This window comes from Bacillus sp. JZ109, assembly GCF_053903135.1.
Map to the genome: position 1 here is coordinate 599,555 of NZ_CP096388.1, position 25,906 is coordinate 625,460.

22 protein-coding genes are annotated in these 25,906 nt (G+C 43.8%); 17 read left to right on the top strand and 5 right to left on the bottom strand.

Annotated features, from left to right (window positions below; all coding sequences use genetic code 11):
• The first annotated feature begins 75 nt into the window (after positions 1 to 75).
• From secA to minJ, 9 genes are all read left to right on the top strand, one after another.
• Positions 76 to 2,601: a preprotein translocase subunit SecA gene (gene secA, locus M1D94_RS03095; protein WP_003228033.1), complete on the top strand. Its 2,526-nt coding sequence runs from the start codon at positions 76 to 78 to the stop codon at positions 2,599 to 2,601.
• A 69-nt stretch (positions 2,602 to 2,670) separates the two neighbouring features.
• A protein-coding gene (gene prfB / locus M1D94_RS03100; protein WP_010886623.1) for a peptide chain release factor 2 occupies positions 2,671 to 3,772 on the top strand; the annotation gives its coding sequence in 2 pieces (ribosomal slippage) (positions 2,671 to 2,742 and positions 2,744 to 3,772; 1,101 coding nt in all).
• A gap of 163 nt (positions 3,773 to 3,935) precedes the next feature.
• The gene (locus tag M1D94_RS03105) at positions 3,936 to 4,781 is read left to right on the top strand and encodes a YitT family protein (protein WP_003242677.1); all 846 of its coding nucleotides are present in this window, start codon (positions 3,936 to 3,938) and stop codon (positions 4,779 to 4,781) included.
• A gap of 48 nt (positions 4,782 to 4,829) precedes the next feature.
• Positions 4,830 to 5,168: a cytochrome c551 gene (gene cccB / locus M1D94_RS03110; protein WP_021480707.1), complete on the top strand. Its 339-nt coding sequence runs from the start codon at positions 4,830 to 4,832 to the stop codon at positions 5,166 to 5,168.
• Between the two features lie 233 nt (positions 5,169 to 5,401).
• On the top strand, positions 5,402 to 6,088 hold the full coding sequence (gene ftsE / locus M1D94_RS03115; protein WP_003228039.1) for a cell division ATP-binding protein FtsE: 687 nt from the start codon (positions 5,402 to 5,404) through the stop codon (positions 6,086 to 6,088).
• A complete protein-coding gene (ftsX, locus tag M1D94_RS03120) occupies positions 6,081 to 6,971 on the top strand; it encodes a permease-like cell division protein FtsX (RefSeq protein ID WP_009968247.1) in 891 nt (296 codons plus the stop codon). Before ftsE ends, ftsX begins: the two co-directional genes overlap by 8 nt.
• Before the next feature lie 139 nt (positions 6,972 to 7,110).
• Positions 7,111 to 8,553: a carboxy-terminal processing protease CtpB gene (gene ctpB, locus M1D94_RS03125; RefSeq protein ID WP_153257056.1), complete on the top strand. Its 1,443-nt coding sequence runs from the start codon at positions 7,111 to 7,113 to the stop codon at positions 8,551 to 8,553.
• A gap of 383 nt (positions 8,554 to 8,936) precedes the next feature.
• On the top strand, positions 8,937 to 9,290 hold the full coding sequence (swrA, locus tag M1D94_RS03130; RefSeq protein WP_015251121.1) for a swarming motility protein SwrAA: 354 nt from the start codon (positions 8,937 to 8,939) through the stop codon (positions 9,288 to 9,290).
• Positions 9,291 to 9,368: 78 nt separating this feature from the next.
• The gene (gene minJ / locus M1D94_RS03135; RefSeq protein ID WP_456270412.1) at positions 9,369 to 10,562 is read left to right on the top strand and encodes a cell division topological determinant MinJ; all 1,194 of its coding nucleotides are present in this window, start codon (positions 9,369 to 9,371) and stop codon (positions 10,560 to 10,562) included.
• 47 nt (positions 10,563 to 10,609) lie between these two features.
• Here minJ and M1D94_RS03140 read toward each other — a convergent pair whose 3' ends face one another.
• The 3 genes from M1D94_RS03140 to M1D94_RS03150 form a co-directional block, all read right to left on the bottom strand.
• Entirely contained in the window at positions 10,610 to 11,944 is a 1,335-nt protein-coding gene (locus M1D94_RS03140; RefSeq protein WP_456270413.1) for an MFS transporter, read from the bottom strand.
• Between the two features lie 30 nt (positions 11,945 to 11,974).
• Complete coding sequence (locus M1D94_RS03145) at positions 11,975 to 12,544, bottom strand: TetR/AcrR family transcriptional regulator (protein ID WP_003244088.1); 570 nt, start codon at positions 12,542 to 12,544, stop codon at positions 11,975 to 11,977.
• A gap of 75 nt (positions 12,545 to 12,619) precedes the next feature.
• A complete protein-coding gene (locus M1D94_RS03150) occupies positions 12,620 to 15,115 on the bottom strand; it encodes a PEP/pyruvate-binding domain-containing protein (protein WP_032726941.1) in 2,496 nt (831 codons plus the stop codon).
• A gap of 445 nt (positions 15,116 to 15,560) precedes the next feature.
• Between M1D94_RS03150 and M1D94_RS03155 the strand changes: the two genes are divergently transcribed.
• The 4 genes from M1D94_RS03155 (at position 15,561) to hag (ending at position 22,001) form a co-directional block, all read left to right on the top strand.
• The gene (locus M1D94_RS03155; RefSeq protein WP_003228053.1) at positions 15,561 to 15,791 is read left to right on the top strand and encodes a CsbA family protein; all 231 of its coding nucleotides are present in this window, start codon (positions 15,561 to 15,563) and stop codon (positions 15,789 to 15,791) included.
• Positions 15,792 to 15,976: 185 nt separating this feature from the next.
• On the top strand, positions 15,977 to 17,962 hold the full coding sequence (gene uvrB / locus M1D94_RS03160; RefSeq protein WP_003228054.1) for an excinuclease ABC subunit UvrB: 1,986 nt from the start codon (positions 15,977 to 15,979) through the stop codon (positions 17,960 to 17,962).
• Positions 17,963 to 17,969: 7 nt separating this feature from the next.
• Positions 17,970 to 20,843, top strand: a complete 2,874-nt coding sequence (gene uvrA, locus M1D94_RS03165; RefSeq protein ID WP_103803408.1) for an excinuclease ABC subunit UvrA — start codon at positions 17,970 to 17,972, stop codon at positions 20,841 to 20,843.
• 336 nt (positions 20,844 to 21,179) lie between these two features.
• Entirely contained in the window at positions 21,180 to 22,001 is an 822-nt protein-coding gene (hag, locus tag M1D94_RS03170; RefSeq protein WP_029318328.1) for a flagellin Hag, read from the top strand.
• A gap of 198 nt (positions 22,002 to 22,199) precedes the next feature.
• On the opposite strand, the gene M1D94_RS03175 is transcribed toward hag, so the two are convergent.
• Positions 22,200 to 22,430, bottom strand: a complete 231-nt coding sequence (locus M1D94_RS03175) for a hypothetical protein (RefSeq protein WP_003235419.1) — start codon at positions 22,428 to 22,430, stop codon at positions 22,200 to 22,202.
• 217 nt (positions 22,431 to 22,647) lie between these two features.
• Here M1D94_RS03175 and yvlA point away from each other — a divergent pair, with 217 nt between their 5' ends.
• The 4 genes from yvlA to M1D94_RS03195 are packed head-to-tail and all read left to right on the top strand — an operon-like array spanning position 22,648 to position 24,659.
• Entirely contained in the window at positions 22,648 to 22,974 is a 327-nt protein-coding gene (gene yvlA, locus M1D94_RS03180; protein WP_072173460.1) for a protein YvlA, read from the top strand.
• Positions 22,975 to 22,998: 24 nt separating this feature from the next.
• Positions 22,999 to 24,096, top strand: coding sequence for a DUF4097 family beta strand repeat-containing protein (locus M1D94_RS03185; RefSeq protein WP_014478112.1), 1,098 nt, complete (start codon positions 22,999 to 23,001; stop codon positions 24,094 to 24,096).
• A 4-nt stretch (positions 24,097 to 24,100) separates the two neighbouring features.
• The gene (locus tag M1D94_RS03190) at positions 24,101 to 24,298 is read left to right on the top strand and encodes a PspC domain-containing protein (RefSeq protein ID WP_003228065.1); all 198 of its coding nucleotides are present in this window, start codon (positions 24,101 to 24,103) and stop codon (positions 24,296 to 24,298) included.
• A gap of 1 nt (position 24,299) precedes the next feature.
• Entirely contained in the window at positions 24,300 to 24,659 is a 360-nt protein-coding gene (locus tag M1D94_RS03195; RefSeq protein ID WP_003228066.1) for a phage holin family protein, read from the top strand.
• Between the two features lie 27 nt (positions 24,660 to 24,686).
• On the opposite strand, the gene M1D94_RS03200 is transcribed toward M1D94_RS03195, so the two are convergent.
• Positions 24,687 to 25,898, bottom strand: a complete 1,212-nt coding sequence (locus M1D94_RS03200) for an MFS transporter (protein WP_003228068.1) — start codon at positions 25,896 to 25,898, stop codon at positions 24,687 to 24,689.
• Between the last annotated feature and the right edge of the window lie 8 nt (positions 25,899 to 25,906).

Consider the following 25,906-nt stretch of genomic DNA (forward strand, 5'->3'; position numbering starts at 1 on the left):
AGAGGTATACATGGACTAGTAAATTATTTATACATGCCTTTAAAATAGGCATGTGATGATAGAGGAGCGTTATAAATGCTTGGAATTTTAAATAAAATGTTTGATCCAACAAAACGTACGCTGAATAGATACGAAAAAATTGCTAACGATATTGATGCGATTCGCGGAGACTATGAAAATCTCTCTGACGACGCGTTGAAACATAAAACAATTGAATTTAAAGAGCGTCTTGAAAAAGGGGCGACAACAGATGATCTTCTTGTTGAAGCTTTCGCTGTTGTTCGAGAAGCTTCACGCCGCGTAACAGGTATGTTTCCGTTTAAAGTCCAGCTCATGGGGGGCGTAGCGCTTCATGACGGAAATATCGCGGAAATGAAAACAGGGGAAGGGAAAACATTAACGTCTACTCTGCCTGTTTATTTAAATGCGTTAACAGGTAAAGGCGTACACGTCGTGACTGTCAACGAATACTTGGCAAGCCGTGACGCTGAACAAATGGGGAAAATTTTCGAGTTTCTCGGTCTGACTGTCGGCTTGAATTTAAACTCAATGTCAAAAGACGAAAAACGGGAAGCTTATGCCGCTGATATTACTTACTCCACAAACAACGAGCTTGGCTTCGATTATTTGCGTGACAATATGGTTCTTTATAAAGAGCAGATGGTTCAGCGCCCGCTTCATTTTGCGGTAATAGATGAAGTTGACTCTATTTTAATTGATGAAGCGAGAACACCGCTTATCATTTCTGGACAAGCTGCAAAATCCACTAAGCTGTACGTACAGGCAAATGCTTTTGTCCGCACGTTAAAAGCGGAGAAGGATTACACGTACGATATCAAAACAAAAGCTGTACAGCTTACTGAAGAAGGAATGACGAAGGCGGAAAAAGCGTTCGGCATCGATAACCTCTTTGATGTGAAGCATGTCGCGCTCAACCACCATATCAACCAGGCCTTAAAAGCTCACGTTGCGATGCAAAAGGACGTTGACTATGTAGTGGAAGACGGACAGGTTGTTATTGTTGATTCCTTCACGGGACGTTTGATGAAAGGCCGCCGCTACAGTGAGGGGCTTCACCAAGCGATTGAAGCGAAGGAAGGGCTTGAGATTCAAAACGAAAGCATGACCTTGGCGACGATTACGTTCCAAAATTACTTCCGGATGTACGAAAAACTTGCCGGTATGACGGGTACAGCTAAGACAGAGGAAGAAGAATTCCGCAACATCTACAACATGCAGGTTGTCACGATCCCTACCAACAGGCCTGTTGTCCGTGATGACCGCCCGGATTTAATTTACCGCACGATGGAAGGAAAGTTTAAGGCAGTTGCGGAGGATGTCGCACAGCGTTACATGACGGGACAGCCTGTTCTAGTCGGTACGGTTGCCGTTGAAACATCTGAATTGATTTCTAAGCTGCTTAAAAACAAAGGAATTCCGCATCAAGTGTTAAATGCCAAAAACCATGAACGTGAAGCGCAGATCATTGAAGAGGCCGGCCAAAAAGGCGCAGTTACGATTGCGACTAACATGGCGGGGCGCGGAACGGACATTAAGCTTGGCGAAGGTGTAAAAGAGCTTGGCGGACTCGCTGTAGTCGGAACAGAACGACATGAATCACGCCGGATTGACAATCAGCTTCGAGGTCGTTCCGGACGTCAGGGAGACCCGGGGATTACTCAATTTTATCTTTCTATGGAAGATGAATTGATGCGCAGATTCGGAGCTGAGCGGACAATGGCGATGCTGGACCGCTTCGGCATGGACGACTCTACTCCAATCCAAAGCAAAATGGTCTCTCGCGCGGTTGAATCGTCTCAAAAACGTGTCGAAGGCAATAACTTCGATTCGCGTAAACAGCTTCTGCAATATGATGATGTTCTCCGCCAGCAGCGTGAGGTCATTTATAAGCAGCGCTTTGAAGTCATTGACTCTGAAAACCTGCGTGAAATCGTTGAAAATATGATCAAGTCTTCTCTCGAACGCGCAATTGCAGCCTATACGCCAAGAGAAGAGCTTCCTGAGGAGTGGAAGCTTGACGGTCTAGTTGATCTTATCAACACAACTTATCTTGATGAAGGTGCGCTTGAGAAGAGCGATATCTTCGGGAAAGAACCGGATGAAATGCTTGAGCTCATTATGGATCGCATCATCACAAAATATAATGAGAAGGAAGAGCAATTCGGAAAAGAGCAAATGCGCGAATTCGAAAAAGTTATCGTTCTTCGTGCCGTTGATTCTAAATGGATGGATCATATTGATGCGATGGATCAGCTCCGCCAAGGGATTCACCTTCGTGCTTACGCGCAGACGAACCCGCTTCGTGAGTATCAAATGGAAGGCTTTGCGATGTTTGAGCATATGATTGAATCAATTGAGGACGAAGTCGCAAAATTTGTGATGAAGGCTGAGATTGAAAATAATCTGGAGCGTGAAGAGGTTGTACAAGGCCAAACAACAGCTCATCAGCCGCAAGAAGGCGACGATAACAAAAAAGCGAAGAAAGCACCGGTTCGCAAAGTGGTTGATATCGGACGAAATGCCCCATGCCACTGCGGAAGCGGGAAAAAATATAAAAATTGCTGCGGCCGTACTGAATAGTTCGCCCCGGCAAGTTTACTGACCGCGGCGCCTGCAGGCGCCTGCGGATCTTTTAATGAGGTGAATGAAATGGAATTATCAGAAATCAGAGCAGAGCTCGAAAATATGGCTTCTCGTTTAGCGGACTTTAGGGGGTCTCTTTGACCTCGAATCAAAGGAGGCCCGCATTGCTGAGCTAGATGAACAAATGGCTGATCCGGAATTCTGGAATGATCAGCAAAAAGCTCAAACGGTTATAAATGAAGCAAACGGTTTAAAGGATTATGTCAATTCGTATAAAAAATTGAATGAATCCCACGAAGAATTACAAATGACTCATGATCTTTTGAAAGAAGAGCCGGACACTGATCTCCAGCTTGAGCTTGAAAAAGAACTAAAATCATTAACAAAAGAGTTCAATGAGTTTGAGCTTCAGCTTCTTCTCAGCGAACCGTATGATAAAAATAACGCGATTTTAGAACTGCACCCTGGTGCTGGCGGTACAGAGTCACAGGACTGGGGCTCTATGCTTCTTAGAATGTATACAAGATGGGGAGAGCGCCGCGGCTTTAAAGTAGAAACACTCGATTACCTTCCAGGTGACGAGGCTGGAATCAAGTCAGTGACATTGCTCATCAAAGGACATAACGCTTACGGGTATCTCAAAGCAGAAAAAGGTGTCCATCGTCTTGTGCGGATCTCACCATTTGATTCATCAGGCCGCCGCCACACATCTTTCGTTTCATGTGAAGTTATGCCTGAATTTAACGATGAAATTGATATTGATATTCGTACGGAGGATATTAAAGTTGACACGTACCGTGCAAGCGGCGCGGGCGGACAGCACGTCAATACGACGGATTCAGCCGTTCGGATTACTCACTTGCCGACGAACGTAGTTGTGACATGCCAAACGGAGCGCTCACAAATTAAAAACCGTGAAAGAGCCATGAAAATGCTGAAGGCCAAGCTGTATCAGCGCAGAATTGAAGAGCAGCAGGCAGAGCTGGATGAAATTCGCGGTGAACAAAAAGAAATCGGCTGGGGCAGCCAAATCCGTTCTTATGTATTCCATCCGTATTCCATGGTAAAAGACCATCGGACCAATACAGAAATGGGGAACGTTCAAGCTGTAATGGATGGTGACATTGATACGTTTATTGATGCCTACCTGCGTTCTAAGCTTTCATAAGCTGAAAAACACACCTGATGCATACGGGTGTGTTTTTTTTCCTTATATCCTTGATTTCACTGCTGCTTTAGCATATTACCACTGTATTTGGGTGTTATTTACATCTAATCAGGGAAGGATTAAAATGCTATCGGAGAGCATTGGAAGAAACGGAGGATATATGATGGACGTACGGAATAAAACATTGTGGATTTTACGGGATTATGTATACATATTGATAGGAGCAGCGATTACGGCCGTGTCCTTTAATGTATTTTTGCTTCCGAATAAGATTGCCGCCGGCGGTGTCAGCGGGATCAGTACGATTTTACAATCATATGGTTTTGAAGCAGCGTATGTACAGTGGATTATTAATATCCCTTTATTTATTGCTGGCGTCATTTTGCTCGGCGGGAAATTTGGACTAAAGACGCTTGCAGGTTCTGTGTTTTTGCCGCTAGTAGTGTTTCTGACAAGGGATATTCAGCCCGCCACTCATCATGAACTCTTGGCGGCGATTTTTGGCGGTGTCGGGATAGGTATCGGAATTGGTATTGTGTACTTAGGGAAAGGTTCGACGGGAGGTACAGCCTTGGCTGCACAGATCATTCATAAGTACTCCGGTCTGTCATTGGGGAAGTGCCTCGCCATCATTGACGGAATGATTGTTGTTACGGCTATGATCGTATTTAATATTGAGCAAGGCTTATATGCCATGCTTGGCGTCTATGTGTCCAGCAAAACCATTGATGTTGTGCAAGTCGGCTTTAATCGTTCAAAAATGGCACTCATCATTACAAAGCAGGAGCAGGCTGTCAAGGAGGCTGTCTTACAGAAGATTGACAGAGGCGTGACAAAAATTTCTGCAGTCGGCGGATATACTGACGATGACCGTCCGATTTTAATGTGCGTGGTTGGGCAAACTGAATTCACCAAATTGAAACAAATCGTCAAACAGATTGATGAGTCAGCTTTTGTGATTGTAGCAGACGCGAGCGAGGTGCTGGGCGAGGGTTTCAAACGCGCTTAAACGAGGTTATAATATGGAAGAGATCGTAAAGGAGTTGTGCTTCTCAACATGAAATCAAAGTTATCGATACTAATGATTGGATTTGCGCTTTCTGTTCTGTTAGCTGCCTGCGGATCAAACGATGCAAAAGAAGAGAAGGCAGACACCGGCAGCAAGACGGAAGCCACTGCATCTGAAGGGGAAGAATTATATCAGCAAAGCTGCGTAGGCTGCCACGGCAAGGATTTAGAAGGTGTGTCAGGGCCTAATCTCCAAGAGGTCGGAGGCAAATACGATGAACACAAAATTGAAAGCATTATTAAAAACGGCCGCGGCAATATGCCAAAGGGGCTTGTAGAGGATAACGAAGCCGCTGTTATTGCCAAATGGCTGTCAGAAAAAAAGTAAGATAAAAACATCCTTGCCGAGTGCCGGCAAGGATGTTTTTATGCCTTGACAATATGAATGAAAAGAAACTGTAATAGTATTATGTCTAAATTTGACGTATAATGAAGTGTATTGAAAAAGGGAACTTTCAGATTTTTCATCTTTTTACAAATGAATGGGTCATAAATTGTCGAATGCATTCGAAGAGTATGACCGTGTGATAGATAAAATGATATAAAAGATTAGGTGATTTCATGATAGAGATGAAGGAAGTATATAAAGCCTATCCGAACGGCGTAAAAGCGCTCAATGGGATTTCTGTTACCATTCATCCCGGCGAGTTTGTGTATGTTGTTGGTCCGAGCGGAGCGGGTAAATCTACTTTTATTAAAATGATTTACAGAGAAGAAAAACCGACAAAAGGACAAATTTTAATCAATCATAAAGATCTCGCGACAATTAAAGAAAAAGAGATTCCTTTCGTGCGCCGCAAAATAGGCGTTGTCTTTCAGGATTTCAAGCTTCTTCCGAAACTTACTGTTTTTGAAAATGTGGCATTTGCCCTTGAAGTGATTGGAGAACAGCCGTCTGTCATTAAGAAACGGGTGCTTGAAGTGCTTGATCTCGTGCAGTTGAAGCATAAAGCGCGACAATTTCCTGACCAGCTTTCAGGCGGGGAGCAGCAGCGTGTATCTATTGCAAGATCAATTGTGAACAATCCTGATGTTGTCATTGCTGATGAACCGACAGGAAACCTTGATCCGGATACGTCTTGGGAAGTCATGAAGACGCTGGAGGAAATTAACAACCGCGGGACAACAGTCGTGATGGCGACACATAATAAAGAAATCGTAAACACCATGAAGAAACGTGTCATTGCAATCGAAGATGGTATCATTGTGCGTGATGAGTCAAGAGGGGAGTATGGTTCATATGATTAAAATTCTCGGGCGCCACTTGCGTGAGAGTTTTAAATCTCTCGGTAGAAACACATGGATGACATTTGCATCCATTAGTGCTGTAACCGTTACGCTGATTTTAGTCGGCGTGTTTTTAGTGATTATGCTGAATTTGAATAACATGGCCACGAATGCTGAAAAACAAGTTGAAATCAAAGTGCTGATTGATCTGACTGCAGATCAGAAGGCACAGGACAAGCTTCAGAACGATATTAAGGAACTGAAGGGCATTCAGAGTGTTACTTTTTCATCTAAAGAAAAAGAGCTTGACCAGCTGGTTGACAGTTTTGGTGACAGCGGAAAATCTCTGACAATGAAGGATCAGGAAAACCCGCTTAATGATGCGTTTGTCGTCAAAACGACAGATCCGCATGATACGCCGAACGTGGCGAAAAAGATCGAAAAAATGGATCATGTTTATAAAGTCACTTATGGAAAAGAAGAGGTCAGCCGTTTGTTTAAAGTGGTCGGCGTTTCCCGCAACATTGGAATCGCGTTAATTATCGGCCTGGTATTTACGGCGATGTTCTTAATTTCCAACACCATTAAAATTACAATTTTCGCAAGAAGAAAAGAAATTGAAATCATGAAGCTTGTCGGCGCGACAAACTGGTTTATCCGCTGGCCGTTTTTCCTTGAAGGATTGCTGCTAGGCGTATTCGGTTCTGTGATTCCGATTGCACTGGTGCTGAGCACTTACCAATACGTCATCGGATGGGTCGTTCCAAAGGTTCAAGGATCATTTGTCTCTCTTCTTCCTTATAATCCATTTGTATTCCAAGTTTCGCTAGTGCTGATTGCAATCGGCGCAGTAATTGGAGTATGGGGAAGTCTGACTTCCATCCGCAAGTTTTTGCGAGTATAAAGTGAAAAAGCCGTTCCGCTTTCGGGACGGCTTTTCATTTGCCTTCTTTTTCTTCTATGATTACATGAAATCTCCATCCTTTACATATACTATCTCTAGGTTTTGGTAAAGACAGTCTGGCATACAGGAGGAGTAAAGGATGAATCAAAAAATAATGGCTGTGATAGCAGCAGGGAGCATGCTGTTCGGAGGCGCCGGTGTATATGCGGGAATCAACCTGCTTGAGATGGATAAGCCCCAGACTGCAGCAGTTCCCGCGACGGCACAAGCTGACTCTGAACGGGATAAAGCTATGGACAAAATCGAAAAAGCGTATGAGTTAATTTCGAATGAGTACGTAGAAAAAGTAGATAGAGAAAAGCTGCTCGAGGGAGCCATCCAGGGAATGCTGTCTACGCTAAATGATCCTTATTCTGTTTACATGGATAAGCAGACAGCTAAGCAATTTTCTGATTCTCTTGATTCCTCATTTGAAGGCATCGGGGCTGAGGTTGGCATGGAAGACGGCAAAATTATTATTGTTTCCCCATTCAAGAAATCGCCAGCGGAAAAAGCCGGGTTGAAGCCTAATGATGAAATTATCAGCATCAATGGAGAATCGATGGCCGGCAAGGATTTAAACCACGCTGTGTTAAAAATAAGAGGAAAAAAAGGGTCCAGCGTTTCAATGAAGATTCAGCGGCCTGGAACGAAGAAGCAGCTGTCATTCCGGATCAAGAGAGCTGAGATTCCACTCGAAACGGTTTTTGCATCAGAGAAAAAAGTACAGGGGCATTCTGTCGGATATATTGCCATCTCTACTTTTTCTGAGCACACCGCAGAGGATTTTGCAAAAGCGCTGAGGGAGCTTGAGAAAAAAGAAATAGAAGGACTTGTCATTGATGTACGCGGCAACCCGGGCGGATATCTTCAAAGTGTGGAAGAAATTCTTAAGCATTTCGTTACAAAGAATCAGCCGTATATTCAGATTGCTGAACGCAATGGGGATAAAAAACGTTATTTTTCAACATTGACCCATAAAAAAGCGTACCCTGTCAATGTGATTACGGATAAAGGAAGTGCCTCTGCATCAGAAATTCTTGCCGGCGCATTAAAGGAAGCTGGCCATTATGATGTTGTAGGCGATACGTCTTTTGGAAAGGGAACGGTTCAACAGGCTGTGCCAATGGGGGACGGCAGCAACATCAAATTAACGCTTTACAAGTGGCTGACGCCAAATGGAAACTGGATTCATAAGAAAGGAATTGAACCGACCATTGCGATTAAGCAGCCCGATTATTTTTCCGCCGGGCCTTTACAGCTGAAAGAGCCGCTTAAAGTGGACATGAACAATGAAGACGTCAAGCATGCGCAGGTATTGTTAAAAGGTCTCAGCTTTGATCCGGGACGTGAGGATGGCTATTTCAGCAAAGACATGAAAAAAGCGGTTATGGCTTTTCAGGATCAAAACAAGCTGAATAAAACCGGTGTGATCGACACTCGCACTGCAGAGACATTAAACCGGCAGATAGAAAAGAAAAAATCAGATGAAAAAAATGATTTGCAGCTTCAAACAGCATTGAAATCATTATTTGTCAATTAAAGGAGATGGTATTCCATCTCCTGTTTCTTTGTGCTTAAAGAGATTATGGATCATAAGTCACATAAAAAATGAGTTTTTGACAAGAAATTAAAAAAATTTTCACAAATAAACATTTATAAAGGACTGTTATTACCCGATATCAATATATGAGAGAGACTTTCTAACGAGTTAATATGCATTTAAAATGAAACTTTTGCAAGTTGCCTAGTCTTTGTTTACTTCATACAATATAAGAAGGTTCTAAAAAGAACAGTAATCAGGTTAATGGCAGCTGAACGACAGGTATTTAAAGAGTAACGTTAGCGAGAATGCTTGTTAGCACTCCAGTACTGCTGCTTATACTGGCCCGTGCTTATCTGTATAAAGAAAATGGGGGTTCACAATTGAAGAGGGCAAGTATTGTGCGTGAAAAAAAATATTATGAATTAGTGGAACAATTAAAAGACAGAACACAAGACGTAACATTTTCAGCTACAAAAGCACTAAGTCTTCTTATGCTGTTCAGCAGATATTTGGTCAATTACACCAATGTCGAATCAGTAAATGACATTAATGAGGAATGCGCCAAACATTATTTTAACTACTTAATGAAAAATCATAAGCGATTAGGAATTAATCTGACAGATATAAAAAGGTCGATGCATCTAATCAGCGGGTTATTGGATGTGGATGTAAACCACTATTTAAAGGATTTTTCACTATCGAATGTCACGCTGTGGATGACGCAAGAGAGATAAACTCTCCTGAGGATATCCAAGCCATTTAATATTTGATAGAATATGAGTAACATGTTTGGCTTGAGGCGGTGAGAGATAGTGTCTGTTCAATGGGGAATTGAACTGTTAAAAAGCGCGGGCTTGTTCTTCTTACACCCGCTTTTCTGGTTTTTTATCATCATAACCCTGGCTTTCGGCTATGTAAGAATCAAACGGGAACGAAAAACCTTTCATACAAGAATAGCAGATATTTATGATGATCTGAAATTTACATATACAAAGGGACTGATTCCAGGTCTTCTTTTGTCAGTTATTTTAGGTGGACTCGGATTATCGATTCCTCTCGGTTTACTTGCGATTATTGCCGTTATCACTGCAGCGGCAGCGTTCACTCTTCGCGCAAACTGGATGTCTGCTGCATATATCGTCAGTGTGAGTATGCTGATAGGTTTTGGACTGCAAATATATCAGGCGGAGCCCTTTCTGGAGAGATTTCCGCAAGGATTTGCAGTTGTTTGGCCGGCTGTAGCTGTGTTTCTAGGTTTGCTGATTATCACTGAAGGAGCGGTTGCTTATCGTTCTGCGCATGTGAGAACATCACCGGCACTTGTCGTAAGCAGCCGCGGTTTGCCGATCGGACAGCAGCTGGCAAAACGGGTTTGGCTTTTGCCGCTGTTCCTTCTCGTGCCCGGTAATGGTTTAGAATCGCACCTTAGCTGGTGGCCCGTGTTTACTGTTCCCGGCGGCTCATTCCATTTTCTATGGATTCCTTACTTTGTCGGATTTGGACAAAGGGTACAGGGATCGCTGCCTGAAACGAGTATAAGGATCACAGCGAAACGCGTTTGTATTCTCGGTCTTGCCGTCGCAGTTCTCGGTGCAGCGAGCTTACTGTGGACGCCGCTTGCGGGTGCAGCGGTCTGTACTGCTTTGTTAGGGCGCATTTTTCTGTCCATAAAGCAAAGAGTGAATGATAACGCGGCTCCGTTTTACTTCTCGAAAAGGGATCAGGGCTTAATGGTGCTTGGGATTATCCCCAATACGCCGGCTGAGGACCTGGAATTGAAAATCGGGGAAATCATAACGAAAGTCAATGGCATACCGGTTAAGAACGTTTCTGATTTCTATGAAGCGCTTCAGCATAACCGTGCATATGTGAAGCTTGAAATTATCGGTTTGAATGGAGAAATTCGTTTTGACCAGCGAGCTTCTTATGAAGGAGAACATCATGAATTGGGCATCCTCTTCGTAAAGGATGACCGTGAAGACGAAGCAGTCGCTTCTGGATCATAAAAGGCAGCCCGGCACCGCAGGAAGATGCGATGCCGGGCTGTTTTGTGTTACGCTGAGTTTTTTTCTATCCGTGCCGTTTCATCAGATTTGATGCCCAATGAAACAAAAACGCCGATGATGGATACAGCAAAGAGAATCATAAATAGGATGTGATATCCCGAAATCAGGCCAATTAAGGCTGATGAAATGATGCTTCCGAAATAACGGAAGGTCGAGAAAATACCGGATGCCACTCCTGACATTCCGGGGTCTACTGTGGCAAGGGATGACACCTGCATGCTGGTCAGACCGACTCCGGAAGCGAGCCCGCCAAGGATAAGAGAGAGCATGAGGAACAAGACAGAATGCGAGCTGCTTAACAGCAAAAATAATAGATTCGCACCAGCCATCATGGCAAATGAAAGAAAAATGATTTTTTTGGCTCCCCATTTGTGATGGAGCTGCGCGCCCACCCAGTTGCTGGCTGACATGAAGATTGAAAATATAGAAAGCGCCATCCCGCTGTTAGACGTATTAAGCCCAAATTGGTTCGTCATAAATAACGGCATAATCAATAAGACGGCATACATCATCAAATTGCTTAACAAGACTGATAAATTCGCATTTGTAAAGGTTGAGCTTTTAAACAGTGCAAAGTCAATGATAGGGTGCTTGGTACGTTTTTCTCTTCTGAAAAAAAGCGGAACAAAAAGAAGTATCAATACACTGTATACCGCATATCCCCATGGAGCCTCATTTTTCGTCAGCAGGATAATGGAAACGATGCTGCCTGCAAGCAAGAGAGAGCCGATGATATCCAGCGGCGCGTCAGATTTATTTTCTTTATATTGAGGAAACATCGTTAATGCCGTAAATAAAGCAATAGCGAGGAACGGGATGTTGACCCAAAAAATCGAATGCCAGCTGAAGCTGTCAATCAGTATAGAGCCGATAAAAGGCCCGAGTGCTGCACCAAGTCCCGCACCCAGTCCGAAAAATCCAAACACTTTCGGTAGGCGTTTTTCAGAAACAACATGCCGGATAATGGCAATGCTGTTTGGCGTAAGCAATGCCCCGCCGACAGCCTGCAATGCCCGAAAAACAATTAACAGGAGCAGACTCGGTGAAAGGGCGCAGCCTAGAGATGCGATTAGAAAAAGGCCGACTCCCCATAAGTACATTGTTTTATTGCCGTACATGTCACCCAGCTTTCCTGCAATCGGCTGTGTGACTGCCATCACGATTAAATAAACGGTAACCACCCAAGTGATGCTTGCGATGGACTCGTTATACGTATGGGAAATAGATGAGAGCGCGACCGCGATCATCGTTGAATTAATGGGAGCCAGAATGGCCCCCAATAATAGCGAGACGATCAGCGCCCATTCTTTTCTTGAGCTCATTGGGATCCTCCTTTTTATTATGCCAAGGAGTTAATCAGCAGAAATTCCTTTGACAAATAGAGCTGTGCTGTGCTCCAGCATTTTTTCCTGGGGCATTGATATGACCCGGTCTCCTAAGTGGAGACGGTGAATGAAATAACCGAAGATAATCGACATGAACACGTCGGCATGCTCCGCTTCATTTCCTGTCTGAATAACCCCTTTCTCACCCATTGTTTTGAGATAATCAACCAATAGCTGTTTCATAGATTGGGGATATTCAGTGACGTGGTTAATGACATCCTGAAACATGGCCGGTTCACGAAAGCTGATTTTAATGATATCTTTTCTATGTTCGAGCTCCTCCAAGAGACAGGTTCCGATATGAAGCAGGTCTTTGTACAAATCCCCTTCTGTTTGTTCCAAAATGCTGCCTCTGTTTGAAGAATGCTGAGAAAGCAAAGCCTCAACTAGTCCTTGTTTGTTTTTAAAGTTCCTGAAAATCGTCGCTTCACTTACATTTGCTTTTTCTGCAATTTCTTTTGTAGTTGTTGCGCGATATCCTTTTTTGACGAGCAGCTGCATGGCAGCGTCAAGGATTCTCTTGTTTGTCGGTCTCAATACGTTTCACCTCACGAGTATACTGGCAGGACAAGTATACACCCGCCCCGCTTGTATAAGAAAGAGGGGGACGCATCAGGACCGGCTGACAACTGTGATTTTGCCGCTGCTTCCGTCAACAGTGATGATGTCACCGTCTCGCAGTCTTTCGGTTGCCGTGCGTGTGCCGAGAACGGCTGGAATGCCGTATTCACGGGCAATAATCGCAGCGTGAGACAAAATGCCGCCTGTGTCTGTAATAATCGCTTTGGCGTCTTGAAACAGGCTGGTCCATAGCGGTGTGGTCATCTTGCAAACGAGTACGTCCCCAGGCGCGAATTGAGAAAATTCATTGGCGTCCCGAATGATTTTCACCGGACCTGTCGCAATGCCGCTTGATGCCGCAATGCCAAAAATATGATTCTCTGTGTTTTTTTCATCCTCTATCACAGCGCCGACAATTTCTTCAGCTGCTTTGAGCTGTTCTTTTGTCGGGGTGCCGAGGTAGGCAGGGGCTTGGGCCAGCTCATACTCATGAAAAATCTGTCTGCGTTTTTCAGCCTTTTCTTGCAGGGATACAGGGTGAAGAAGCGCTTGTTCCACTTCGTCGTCATATAAAAACCAAAGGTCCTCACGATCTTGAATGACACCGTTTTCCGCCAGCAATTCACCTATCTTCAGCAGAAAGATTCTCGCCTTGGCATCCAGCATGGCGTCAATATAAAAGTGGTGATCATCTTTTATATTTGCAGAGTTCAGTGTCCATTGATAATAGCGGTCAAATTCGGTGCGCAAACCGGGATCTTCTATGTTTTCCAAGAATTCATTGTATAATTTCTCTCGTTTTTCTTTCGTTTTCTGAAATTCATTGTCAAAATGATAGCCATTACGGACATAATTTTGAATATTAGCCAGAGCGAAATACGGATTTTCCACCCAGATTTGTTCAATCAGATCATGACTTTTAACAGATCTCCATCCGTATTCTTGCAAGAATTCATGGACGTTCTTCAGGAAGTGTCTCCCCTCATCTGTTTGTTCTAATTTCTCCTGGAGCTGTTCAGGCTTGTTGTTTTCAAAAATGGTCAGAAGGTTCGGGTTCTCCTGAACTTCCATAGAAAATAGCCATAAGCAACGGTCCGTTTCCAGTGATTTGTTCATTTTTCCTGTCAGCATCTCATAAAAATGAGCGTTTTCGGACTCTCCTTGAATGTCCTGATACATCGCTTGCAGTTTGTTTGTTAAAAGGATTTGCGGGAAAACGATATTGAAGTGCTCTTCATAAGCCGTGAGATAAAAGGCCTTTAGTTTTTGAAAAGCATCCAGTGCGCTTTCTGCGGTATGCTCAGTTTGTGCGAGCTGGTCCAGTGTCCGGTAAAAAGGGAGGTATGTGTGATTGATGATGTCATACATATGCTCCGATAAAATCGGGAAAAGCTCTTTGCCGCAGTCTTCAGAAGGAGGCTGCTGTCCACCTTGGTTTTTGGAATAAATATGTCCGCGATAAAGTTTTACTTCATCAACAACTACACCAATCGGAAACTTTTGCATGCTCTTCTTCAAGCCATATTCCAATGCTGGCACGATGAAGGATGAAAATAACGGACTCACCGGACCTTCAATATTAGACTCCATGTTAAGCCAGAAATCATTCATATCAGTGTCGGTAATCATGAAGCTGCGTTTTTCTTCTGCCGCCTTTTTGTCCTGATCAATGGTTGTAATCGGGCGAGCTTGCAGAAGGTATATTTGATGATCAGCAATTCCAAATTCTATATCGACAGGATATCCGTACAGGTCTTCGGTTTTTTTTGTGATTTCAGCCAATTCAATCACTTGTTCATCTGTAAGGCAAAAACGGCTGCGCATGTCTTCACTCGTTTCTTTTTCAGCAATTCCTTCTGCCGCAGACTCCATGTAGATTTCCTTTGCACCTATTTCTTTCTGAATCTCAAACGAAGATTTATTAACAATGAACGTGTCTGGGGTAACACTTCCTGAAACAACAGCTTCACCCAACCCGTAGCTGGCGCTGATTAAAAGCTCTCTATCATCATGGGTAACAGGGTTGCGGCTGAAGATAACACCTGACATTTCTGAATCGATCAGCCCCTGAACGACTATTCCCATTAACGACTCTGCGATTTGATTGTTCATTTTTTTCTTATAGCTGCTGACCCGCCCAGAAAAAAATGAGGCCCAGCATTCTTTCACTTTAGCCAGAAACTCTTCCTCTGTTTTGATATTTAAGTAGGTTTCATATTGACCCGCGAATGAGGCGCCTTCTAAATCTTCCGAAGCAGACGAAGAACGCACGGCTACGGATCGATATGATTCTCTAAGCTTATAAAAGGAACTAGTCAGCTCATCTTTCAGCTCATCCGAAAATGTTCCAGAAATGATCCCGCTTTCGACGTTTTCACTAGTCTCTTGAAGCTGGTTGTCCTCCATAAAACGTGCGAGCGCATTCGTTTGAATAATAAACCCGTCCGGAACAGGAAGACCGTGTTTGGTCAATTTAATCAAATTCATTCCTTTTGCTCCAGCCAGCTGGCTGGACTCTTCTGCCTGGCGAAATAAAACAGAATACATATTTGAAACCCCTCTTTTCTTCATTCATTTTGTTTTTCTCTCTAGTCTTTTTATTGCGGAGCCTGTGTTTAAAAAATGATAGTAAACACTATCATTCAATTGTAGGTTTTCAGGAAAATGCTGTCAAACGCAGAAAGTCCTAAATAAAATGAATAGTTAAGTTGGTTATATTATCCTGGAAAATGCGGCCGTACTGGTACTGTATGCCTATTTTCTTTTATTCTCGGAATCTGGCGACGGACTTGATGATGTAATAAAAAAAGTGCCGCTGATTAGAACAGCGGCACCATGGAATAAGTTTTGACCAGCACCAAAATGCAAATATGGTGATTGATTTTGGCTGAAAAGGGGTATGGTGTAGGAGAGGGAGCGAATGCACGATTGTCCGATTCTTCATTTTTTACTATAATCAGATCAGATGAAGAATCCCTGAGGAGGGTTTTTGTTGATTACAAAAGCCGTTTTTGCATTGTTTTTCCCTTTTATGCTTGTTGTTCTATTTACTAGAGTCACCTTTAATCATTATGTGGCGATCGCTTTAACAGCTGCATTGCTGTTTGCCTCTTATTTAAAAGGCTATACAGAAACGTATTTTATTGTAGGATTGGATGTTGTGTCTCTTGTGGCTGGCGGACTGTACATGGCCAAAAAAGCTGCAGAGAAAAAAGAAGAATAAATCGGACATAATGAATATAAAGACTGAATACCTGCTTTTACGATTTAAAAGCAGGTTTTTTATACACAAAAACAGCTGGAAATAAAAAACCACCGAACTTTAGTTCGTATTTTTAGTGATTTTGCTTTCCATTGTGTTACTATATCTATAGGAAGATTTCGTTAAAGAAACGGAGGCTTATTTTTGTGAAAGATCGCTTTGAGTTAGTCTCGAAATATCAGCCCCAGGGAGATCAGCCGAAAGCCATTGAAAAGCTTGTGAAAGGAATTCAGGAGGGCAAGAAGCATCAGACTCTGCTGGGTGCGACAGGAACTGGGAAAACATTTACGGTGTCTAATTTGATTAAAGAAGTCAATAAGCCGACTCTCGTGATTGCCCATAACAAAACCCTTGCTGGACAGCTTTACAGTGAGTTCAAGGAATTTTTTCCGAACAATGCTGTCGAGTATTTTGTCAGCTACTATGATTATTATCAGCCGGAGGCGTATGTGCCTCAAACGGATACATTTATAGAGAAAGACGCTAGTATTAATGATGAAATTGATAAACTGAGACACTCCGCCACATCAGCTTTGTTTGAGCGCAGAGATGTCATTATTATTGCGAGTGTGTCTTGTATATACGGCCTCGGTTCGCCTGAGGAATACCGGGAAATGGTCGTGTCACTGCGGACTGAAATGGAAATTGAGCGCAATGAGCTGCTCAGAAAACTTGTAGACATCCAATATGCCCGCAACGATATCGACTTTCAGCGCGGTACATTTCGTGTGCGCGGGGATGTAGTGGAAATCTTTCCGGCATCCCGTGATGAGCATTGTATCAGAGTTGAATTTTTCGGTGACGAAATCGAACGGATTCGGGAAGTGGATGCGCTGACAGGAGAAATTCTCGGCGACCGAGATCATGTTGCGATTTTCCCGGCTTCCCACTTCGTAACGCGGGCCGAGAAAATGGAGAAGGCGATTCAAAATATCGAGAAGGAGCTTGAGGAGCAGCTAAAGGTCATGCATGAAAACGGAAAGCTCCTTGAAGCGCAGCGTTTAGAGCAGCGGACAAGATATGATCTTGAAATGATGCGTGAAATGGGTTTCTGCTCCGGCATCGAGAACTATTCAAGACATTTGACTCTGCGGCCTCCAGGTTCAACGCCGTATACGCTTCTTGATTATTTCCCAGACGATTTTATGATCGTGGTGGATGAGTCGCATGTGACAATTCCCCAGGTGCGCGGCATGTTTAACGGAGACCAGGCGCGGAAACAGGTGCTCGTGGATCACGGCTTCCGGCTTCCATCAGCGCTTGATAACCGTCCGCTTCGTTTTGAGGAATTTGAAAAGCATATGCACAATATCGTGTATGTATCCGCAACACCAGGGCCGTACGAGATTGAACATACAGATGAAATGGTCGAACAGATCATTCGTCCGACGGGGCTTCTTGACCCGCTTATTGACGTCCGTCCAATCGAAGGTCAGATTGACGACTTGATCGGCGAAATTCAAGCTAGAATAGAGCGGAATGAACGGGTGCTTGTGACAACTTTGACGAAGAAGATGTCAGAGGATCTGACCGATTATTTAAAGGAAATCGGCATTAAAGTAAACTATCTGCATTCTGAAATCAAGACGCTTGAACGGATTGAAATTATCCGCGACCTGCGCCTTGGCAAGTACGATGTGCTTGTCGGCATCAACCTGCTGAGGGAAGGTTTGGACATTCCCGAAGTATCCCTTGTTGCGATTTTGGATGCGGATAAGGAAGGTTTCCTTCGTTCGGAGCGGTCGCTGATCCAGACCATCGGACGGGCAGCGAGAAATGCGGAAGGCCGCGTCATTATGTACGCCGATAAAATAACGAAGTCTATGGAAATTGCGATTAATGAAACAAAACGCCGACGCGAGCAGCAGGAGCGGTTTAATGAAGAGCACGGCATTACGCCGAAAACGATAAATAAAGAAATTCGCGATGTCATTCGTGCCACAGTAGCAGCTGAGGATAAAGCGGAATACAAAACAAAAGCTGCGCCGAAGCTGTCGAAAATGACGAAGAAAGAACGCCAGAAAGTCGTTGAACAGATGGAGCATGAAATGAAGGAAGCCGCCAAGGCGCTTGACTTTGAGAGAGCCGCGGAGCTTCGCGATTTACTTTTAGAGCTAAAAGCGGAAGGATGATGAACAAATGGCTATGGATCGGATAGAGGTGAAGGGAGCCAGGGCGCATAACCTGAAAAATATAGATGTAACGATTCCGAGAGATCAGCTTGTCGTTGTCACGGGTTTGTCCGGATCAGGTAAATCCTCCCTTGCCTTTGACACGATATATGCTGAAGGACAGAGACGGTATGTCGAGTCGCTGTCTGCTTATGCCCGCCAGTTTTTAGGGCAAATGGATAAGCCTGATGTGGATGCAATTGAGGGGCTCTCTCCCGCCATCAGCATTGATCAGAAAACAACGAGCCGCAATCCGAGGTCTACTGTCGGTACGGTAACTGAGATTTATGATTATCTGCGTCTTTTATATGCGAGAGTAGGGAAGCCTCATTGTCCGGAACACGGAATTGAGATTACATCCCAGACCATCGAGCAAATGGTGGACAGAATTCTGGAATACCCGGAACGGACGAAGCTTCAGGTGCTGGCGCCGATTGTCTCGGGCCGAAAAGGCGCTCATGTCAAAGTGCTTGAACAGATTAGAAAACAAGGCTATGTCAGAGTCAGAATTGACGGCGAGATGGCTGAGCTTTCCGACGATATCGAATTAGAAAAGAACAAGAAGCATTCCATTGAGGTAGTCATTGACCGGATTGTCGTGAAAGAAGGCGTGGCAGCCCGGCTGTCAGATTCATTGGAAACGGCGCTCCGTTTAGGTGAAGGACGGGTTATGATCGATGTCATCGGTGAGGAAGAGCTGATGTTCAGCGAGCATCATGCCTGTCCGCACTGCGGATTTTCAATTGGTGAGCTTGAGCCGCGTCTGTTTTCGTTTAACAGTCCGTTCGGGGCGTGTCCGACGTGTGACGGTCTCGGAATGAAGCTTGAAGTGGATGCCGATCTTGTCATCCCCAATCAAGATTTGTCATTGAAGGAGAATGCGGTCGCCCCTTGGACACCGATCAGCTCACAATATTATCCTCAGCTGCTTGAGGCAGTCTGCACCCACTACGGGATTGATATGGATGTGCCGGTCAAAGATTTGCCGAAGCATCAACTGGATAAAGTGCTGTACGGCAGCGGAGATGACCTGATTTATTTCCGATATGAAAATGATTTTGGACAAATCCGCGAAGGTGAAATTCAATTTGAAGGCGTATTGCGCAACATTGAAAGACGCTATAAGGAGACAGGCTCCGATTTCATACGTGAGCAAATGGAGCAGTATATGTCTCAGAAGTCTTGTCCGACGTGCAAAGGCTATCGGTTAAAGAAAGAGGCGCTTGCCGTACTGATTGACGGCCGCCACATTGGAAAAATTACCGAGCTGTCTGTCGCCGACGCACTTGCCTTCTTTAAAGACCTTACCCTTTCTGAGAAGGATATGCAGATCGCCAATTTGATTTTGCGCGAAATTGTGGAGCGCTTAAGCTTTCTGGACAAAGTCGGTCTCGATTACCTGACATTGAGCAGGGCAGCGGGTACATTGTCCGGAGGAGAGGCGCAGCGCATCAGGCTGGCGACTCAAATTGGCTCGCGTTTATCCGGTGTGCTTTATATTTTAGATGAGCCGTCTATCGGTCTGCATCAGCGTGATAACGACCGCTTGATCAGCGCACTGAAAAATATGAGAGATCTCGGGAACACGCTGATTGTTGTCGAACATGATGAGGACACGATGATGGCAGCAGATTATTTAATAGACATTGGACCGGGAGCCGGCATTCACGGCGGACAGGTGATATCTGCGGGTACGCCGGAAGAAGTGATGGAAGATCCAAACTCATTAACGGGCAGCTATTTATCAGGGAAAAAGTTTATCCCATTGCCTCCTGAAAGAAGAAAGCCGGACGGACGTTACATTGAAATTAAAGGTGCTTCAGAAAACAACCTGAAAAAAGTGAATGCCAAGTTCCCGCTTGGGACGTTTACAGCAGTTACAGGTGTTTCCGGTTCAGGAAAGAGTACACTCGTTAATGAAATTTTGCATAAGGCGCTGGCGCAAAAGCTTCATAAAGCGAAAGCGAAGCCCGGCAGCCATAAAGAGATTAAAGGTTTGGATCATTTAGACAAAGTCATTGACATTGACCAGGCGCCAATCGGAAGAACGCCGAGGTCCAACCCTGCGACATACACCGGTGTATTTGATGACATTCGTGATGTATTCGCGCAGACAAATGAAGCGAAGGTCCGCGGCTATAAAAAAGGCCGTTTCAGCTTCAACGTGAAGGGCGGACGATGTGAAGCCTGCCGCGGAGACGGGATTATTAAAATTGAAATGCACTTCCTTCCTGACGTATACGTTCCATGCGAGGTGTGTCACGGCAAACGCTATAACCGTGAAACGCTTGAAGTGACGTACAAAGGAAAAAGCATCTCTGATGTGCTTGATATGACAGTTGAAGATGCTCTTTCTTTCTTTGAAAATATCCCGAAAATCAAACGCAAGCTCCAAACCCTTTATGATGTTGGTTTAGGTTATATTACGCTTGGCCAGCCGGCGACGACCTTGTCAGGCGGAGAAGCGCAGCGCGTGAAGCTCGCATCTGAGCTGCACAAACGCTCGACCGGACGCACGCTCTACATTTTAGATGAGCCGACGACAGGTTTGCATGTCGACGATATCGCCAGGCTTCTTGTCGTGCTGCAACGGTTGGTAGACAACGGAGACACTGTACTGGTTATTGAGCACAACCTTGATATCATTAAGACGGCCGATTACATTGTGGATTTGGGCCCGGAAGGCGGAGCCGGAGGCGGAACCATTGTCGCGTCAGGAACGCCTGAGGAAATCACTGAAGTGGAAGAATCGTATACAGGCCGTTATTTGCAGCCTGTTATCGAACGTGACAAAACACGCATGAAATCGCTCTTGAAAGCGAAAGAAACAGCTACATCTTAAAAACTTTATTACGAGAGAACAGCTTGTCAGCAAGTCCATCCTTGGGCTTAGCAGGCAAGCTTTTTCTTTACGGCATAATAGGTTTAGATTCGTCTTTGGTAAAATTTCTTTGGAAAAACGCCTAAACATTTACAAATTGCTGTCGATATATGAATTGAAAGGCGGATGATGATTTCCAAATTAAGCAGACAAACCCTATTAAGGGGCTTAAAGGCATCCTTAAGCAATAACTGAATCTACATAGGTTAGAAGCTTTATTGGAATCTGATACGCCAGAAATCAAAGAAAAGGAAGTCTTTGATTTCAAAAACATATACACATGGAGGTATTTTTCACATGAGAATCAACCACAATATTGCAGCGCTTAACACACTAAACCGTTTGTCTTCAAACAACAGTGCGAGCTCAAAAAACATGGAGAAACTTTCTTCTGGTCTTCGCATCAACCGTGCGGGAGATGACGCAGCGGGTCTTGCGATTTCTGAAAAAATGAGAGGACAAATCAGAGGTCTTGAAATGGCTTCTAAAAACTCTCAAGATGGAATTTCTCTTATCCAAACAGCTGAGGGTGCATTGACTGAAACCCATGCAATCCTTCAACGTATGCGTGAACTTACTGTTCAAGCAGGAAACACAGGTACACAGCAAACTGAAGATTTAACTGCAATTAAAGATGAAATGGATGCTTTAACTGAAGAGATCGATGGAATTTCTCAACGTACTGAATTTAACGGAAAAAAACTTTTAGACGGTAGTGAAACAGCAGGATTTACATTCCAAATTGGTGCAAATGCTGGCCAAAATATTAATGTTACAATTGGTAACATGGATGCAACAACTTTAGGAGTAAAAGGTATCGATGTTTCAGCAGATGATTTTAGTTTTGACACTGAGATTGTTAAAATCGATAGTGCAATTACAAGTGTTTCAAACCAACGTGCTAAACTTGGTGCGGTACAAAACCGTCTAGAGCACACAATCAACAACCTTGGTGCTTCTTCTGAAAACTTAACAGCTGCTGAGTCTCGCATCCGTGACGTTGACATGGCGAAAGAAATGAGCGATTTCACAAAGAACAACATTCTTTCTCAAGCTTCTCAAGCGATGCTTGCCCAAGCAAACCAACAGCCGCAAAACGTGCTTCAATTGTTACGTTAATTTTGAACGGCTATCTCTTTCTGATAGTTACAGCTTGCCGACAGAGTCCATTAACTGGATGTGCCGGCAGGCTTTTTTTGTTACAATCATTTTGTGACAGCCAGGGAATCACTTGTTTTTTCAAAACAAAAAAGGCAAGATATTGTCATCTAACCTTTAACTTTGTTTCAGTTATAATGAATGATATGTTTTCCGCAATTACAAAGTCTTCTTATACAGCTGCTTACTTACACTCATTAAATCTTGAACAATATGCGTGTTGCTGCTGTCGAGCAGCACTTTTATATATTGGATATCGTGAGAGATCGGGAAGGGTCCGTGAATCTGCTCAAGCTCGGCGATCATTTCACGATTCATTCTTTTTTGTTCATGAATCAGCTTTAACACTGATTCTTGTGTTACTGTATAGTCACTGGGATCTTTCTCCATTGCTTGTCCAGCCTCCTTGGTTGCCGTAAGCTTTTTACATATTGTAATCGGTATAGCCGGAAGATTCTACTTCTAAAACTTTTTAAAATCCAATTTCCGTAAATCGGAGCATGTCTAAAGAATGAATTTGAAACCTGAAGAGATTTTAAACGTATAAATAAGTAAAACGTCCCTGATCTTTTGTCATGGACAATTCACAATAGGAGTGTGGAATGAATTGAACCGTAATCAAGCTATTATTGCATCACTTTGTTATTTCAGTGTGTTCATTGCGCCAATCATTGTGCCGATTGTCGCATATTTTGTTGTAAATGAGAAAGAAACAAAACACCATGCGATACGCTCTCTTATTTCTCACATTGTTCCGTTTGTCGGCTGGCTGTTCCTTTTTATTGCTTTACTTGGCGGAGCCGTTGCGATTGATGGAGACAGCTTGCTTCCTGTATTTGTAATCATCGGGGGAGCGGTTATTTATTTCTTAGTTGTCATTGGCATTATTATTTGGAATGTGATTCAGGGCATTAAGGTCCTGCGTGCAGCATAAGTAGACAATGGGGAGGAGATCGTAATGAAGCAAGAAAAGGAACGAATCCTTAAGCTTGTTGAGGAAGGGAAGCTTACAGCACAAGAAGCTTTGACACTGATTGAAAAGCTTGACAGCGACTACAAGGAAAAAGAAGAGAAAATCACAGCGCTCTCAGTTCACGTTCATGACGAGGAAGAGCCATTTACAACGGCAAAAAAAGAAAGCGGCAAGCCGTCTTTAGGAGCCAAGCTGTTTGACTGGATTGATTCTGCTGTAAAAAAGGTCAAGGAAGTTGACCTTGATTTAAACTTTGGCCATGCGTATGATGTTCAGCACATTTTTCAATTTAAAGATACTGATTTTTCCAGTGTTGAGCTGCAAATTGCCAATGGCAGCGTGAATATCGTCCCTTGGGAAGATGACGATATCAGAGCGGAATGCCAGGCGAAGGTATATCGCGCTGATAGCCAGGATGCGGCGAGACACGCATTTCTTCAGCATATTGAATGTGAAATCAAAGGAAATAAGTTTTTTATCCGTACTGAGAAAAAGACGATGAAAACGAATGTCACTTTGTATATTCCTCAGAAGGAGTATGATAAGATTCGAGTGAAGCTGTTTAACGGTCCGGTCAGAGGGGAACATTTACATGTAAAAGAGTTCTCAGCGAAAACGACAAACGGCGTGCTGTCGTTCTCGCACTTAACAGCCGAAAAAGCCATAGCTGAAACGGCCAACGGGCAAATTAAGCTCGCCAGCCACAGCTGCGGAACGATAGAAGCGGAAACCATTAACGGATTGATCGATCTCAGAGGGAAAAGCGAATCCATTGACGTTCAAAGCTTTAACGGAAATATTGCGATTAACGTAACAGAATCAGACTGCCGCTCCATTTATGCAAAAACAACGACTGGAAGTGTGGAGCTTGCGATTCCGGACGATCTCGCAGTGAAGGCAGAGCTGAAAAGCAATCTTGGTTCGCTGTCCCATGAATTAATGGATGTTGAGATGCTGAAGGAAAAAAATGATACCATTCAAAAAGAAATGATGTTCACTTCAAATCAAGCACATGATCAAAACATCACCGTCTTCTCAGAATCACTAACAGGCGCCATCAAACTAAAGTACTCACAGAGGTGATCGAATGAATAAGCTTTATCGCTCAGAAAAAAATAAGAAAATCGCCGGTGTTATCGGAGGTCTCGCGGAATATTTCAATTGGGACGCATCACTCCTCAGAGTCATAACTGTCATCTTAGCCATTATGACAAGTGTCTTGCCGGTTTTGCTCATTTATATCATTTGGATTTTTATCGTCCCGTCAGAAAGGGATATGAAATGACATGGTAAAATGGGCAGTCAGCATTTTAGTCAATGCATTGTTATTAATCGTCATTGATGGATATATTGACTCCATCCATATCAGCAGCATTGGGGCAGCGATTATCGCCAGCCTCATTTTATCGATCTTAAACGTGCTGATTAAACCGCTTTTAATTATCTTTACACTGCCGGTCACCATGGTGACGCTTGGACTCTTCTTGTTTGTGATTAACGCCATCACGCTTATGATGACCGCGTCCATAATGGGTGACAGCTTTCAAATCGACGGCTTCGGCACAGCGATATGGGCATCCGTTATCCTGTCGGTCTTCCATTTGCTGATTCAAAAAGGCATTTTAGAGCCGCTTAGAAAAAAATAAAAAAAGCTGCCCGCAAAGGCAGCTTTTTTACATGTGGTGCTTTTTTTGTTTCGTGCGCTTCTGCGGCGAAAACATTGGCGGAAGAAGGCAAAAGCTCAATGCGGCAAATCCAAGGCCTAGGAGGCTAAAGGACATGGCAGACGGCATCATTGTGAGCAAGTAGGCAGATACCATCGGACCTGCTGCCATGCCTGTATATCGGATAAAGTTAAACATTCCGATTGCACTCCCTCTGTTGTGCTCAAATTCATTAGTAATCATTGTAGAGTACAAGGGAGGAATAACCCCCATCGAGATGCCAAACAGTGCCAGCGTCAGAGCCATGAGAACGAGAGAAACGGAATGTGTAACAGCAAATAAAATGATGCTGCAGGCGGCAATCACATTGCTTCCGATAAACAAGGTGTGCAGCCCGATTTTTGCCTGTATTCTTTTAAACAGAAACGTACCTGCAATCGTGCTCAGCGCCAGCGGCAAATATAACAGTCCTGCTATACCCACATCTATATGGTAATGCTCTGTCAGCAATATTGGGAGGTAGACAATTACTGCAAAATAAATGAAAAAGAGAACAAAACTTAAAGTCAAAATGACGTTCCCTGTTCGATTTGTAAATATTGATTTATAATGAGCGAACACATTGCCTTTGGCTTGCTGCATAGATTCAGTTGGAGAATCTTTAGGAAAGGTGATGCTGTTTGTCACCAGCAAAACGATCGAGATGGCCGCAAGTATCCAAAAAATCCCTTCGTATCCGGCTGCTCCGCCTATGAATCCTCCTAGAACTGGGGCAATAGCCGGTGCGACAGACAGGAGCATTTGATACGTTCCCATTGCACTCCCGCGTTCATTGCCTGTAAACAGCTGTCCGATCGTTGTGGCAGCAATAAGAGGCAGTGCTGCGGAACCGGCTGCCTGTATCATTCTGAATATCAGAAACAAAGTAAAGTCAGTAGTCACCGCACAGCCGATGCTGGCTGCTGCCGTTGCCAGAATACCGGTAATCAAGACGATCCGAGCGCCTTTAAAATCAATGATCGCTCCTAATATAATTTGCATTATTGCTGTCACAATCATAAAAACTGAGACTGACAGGTTCACCATAGCTGTGGAAACATGGAATGATTCTTTAATGATCGGAAGAATAGGTGAATAAATGTTCTGGCTTAAAGATGCAAAAAATGCACTGAAGCAAACAGTGTATAAGATCAATACTGCCTTTGATTTTGTATGAGCCAAAGTGTACA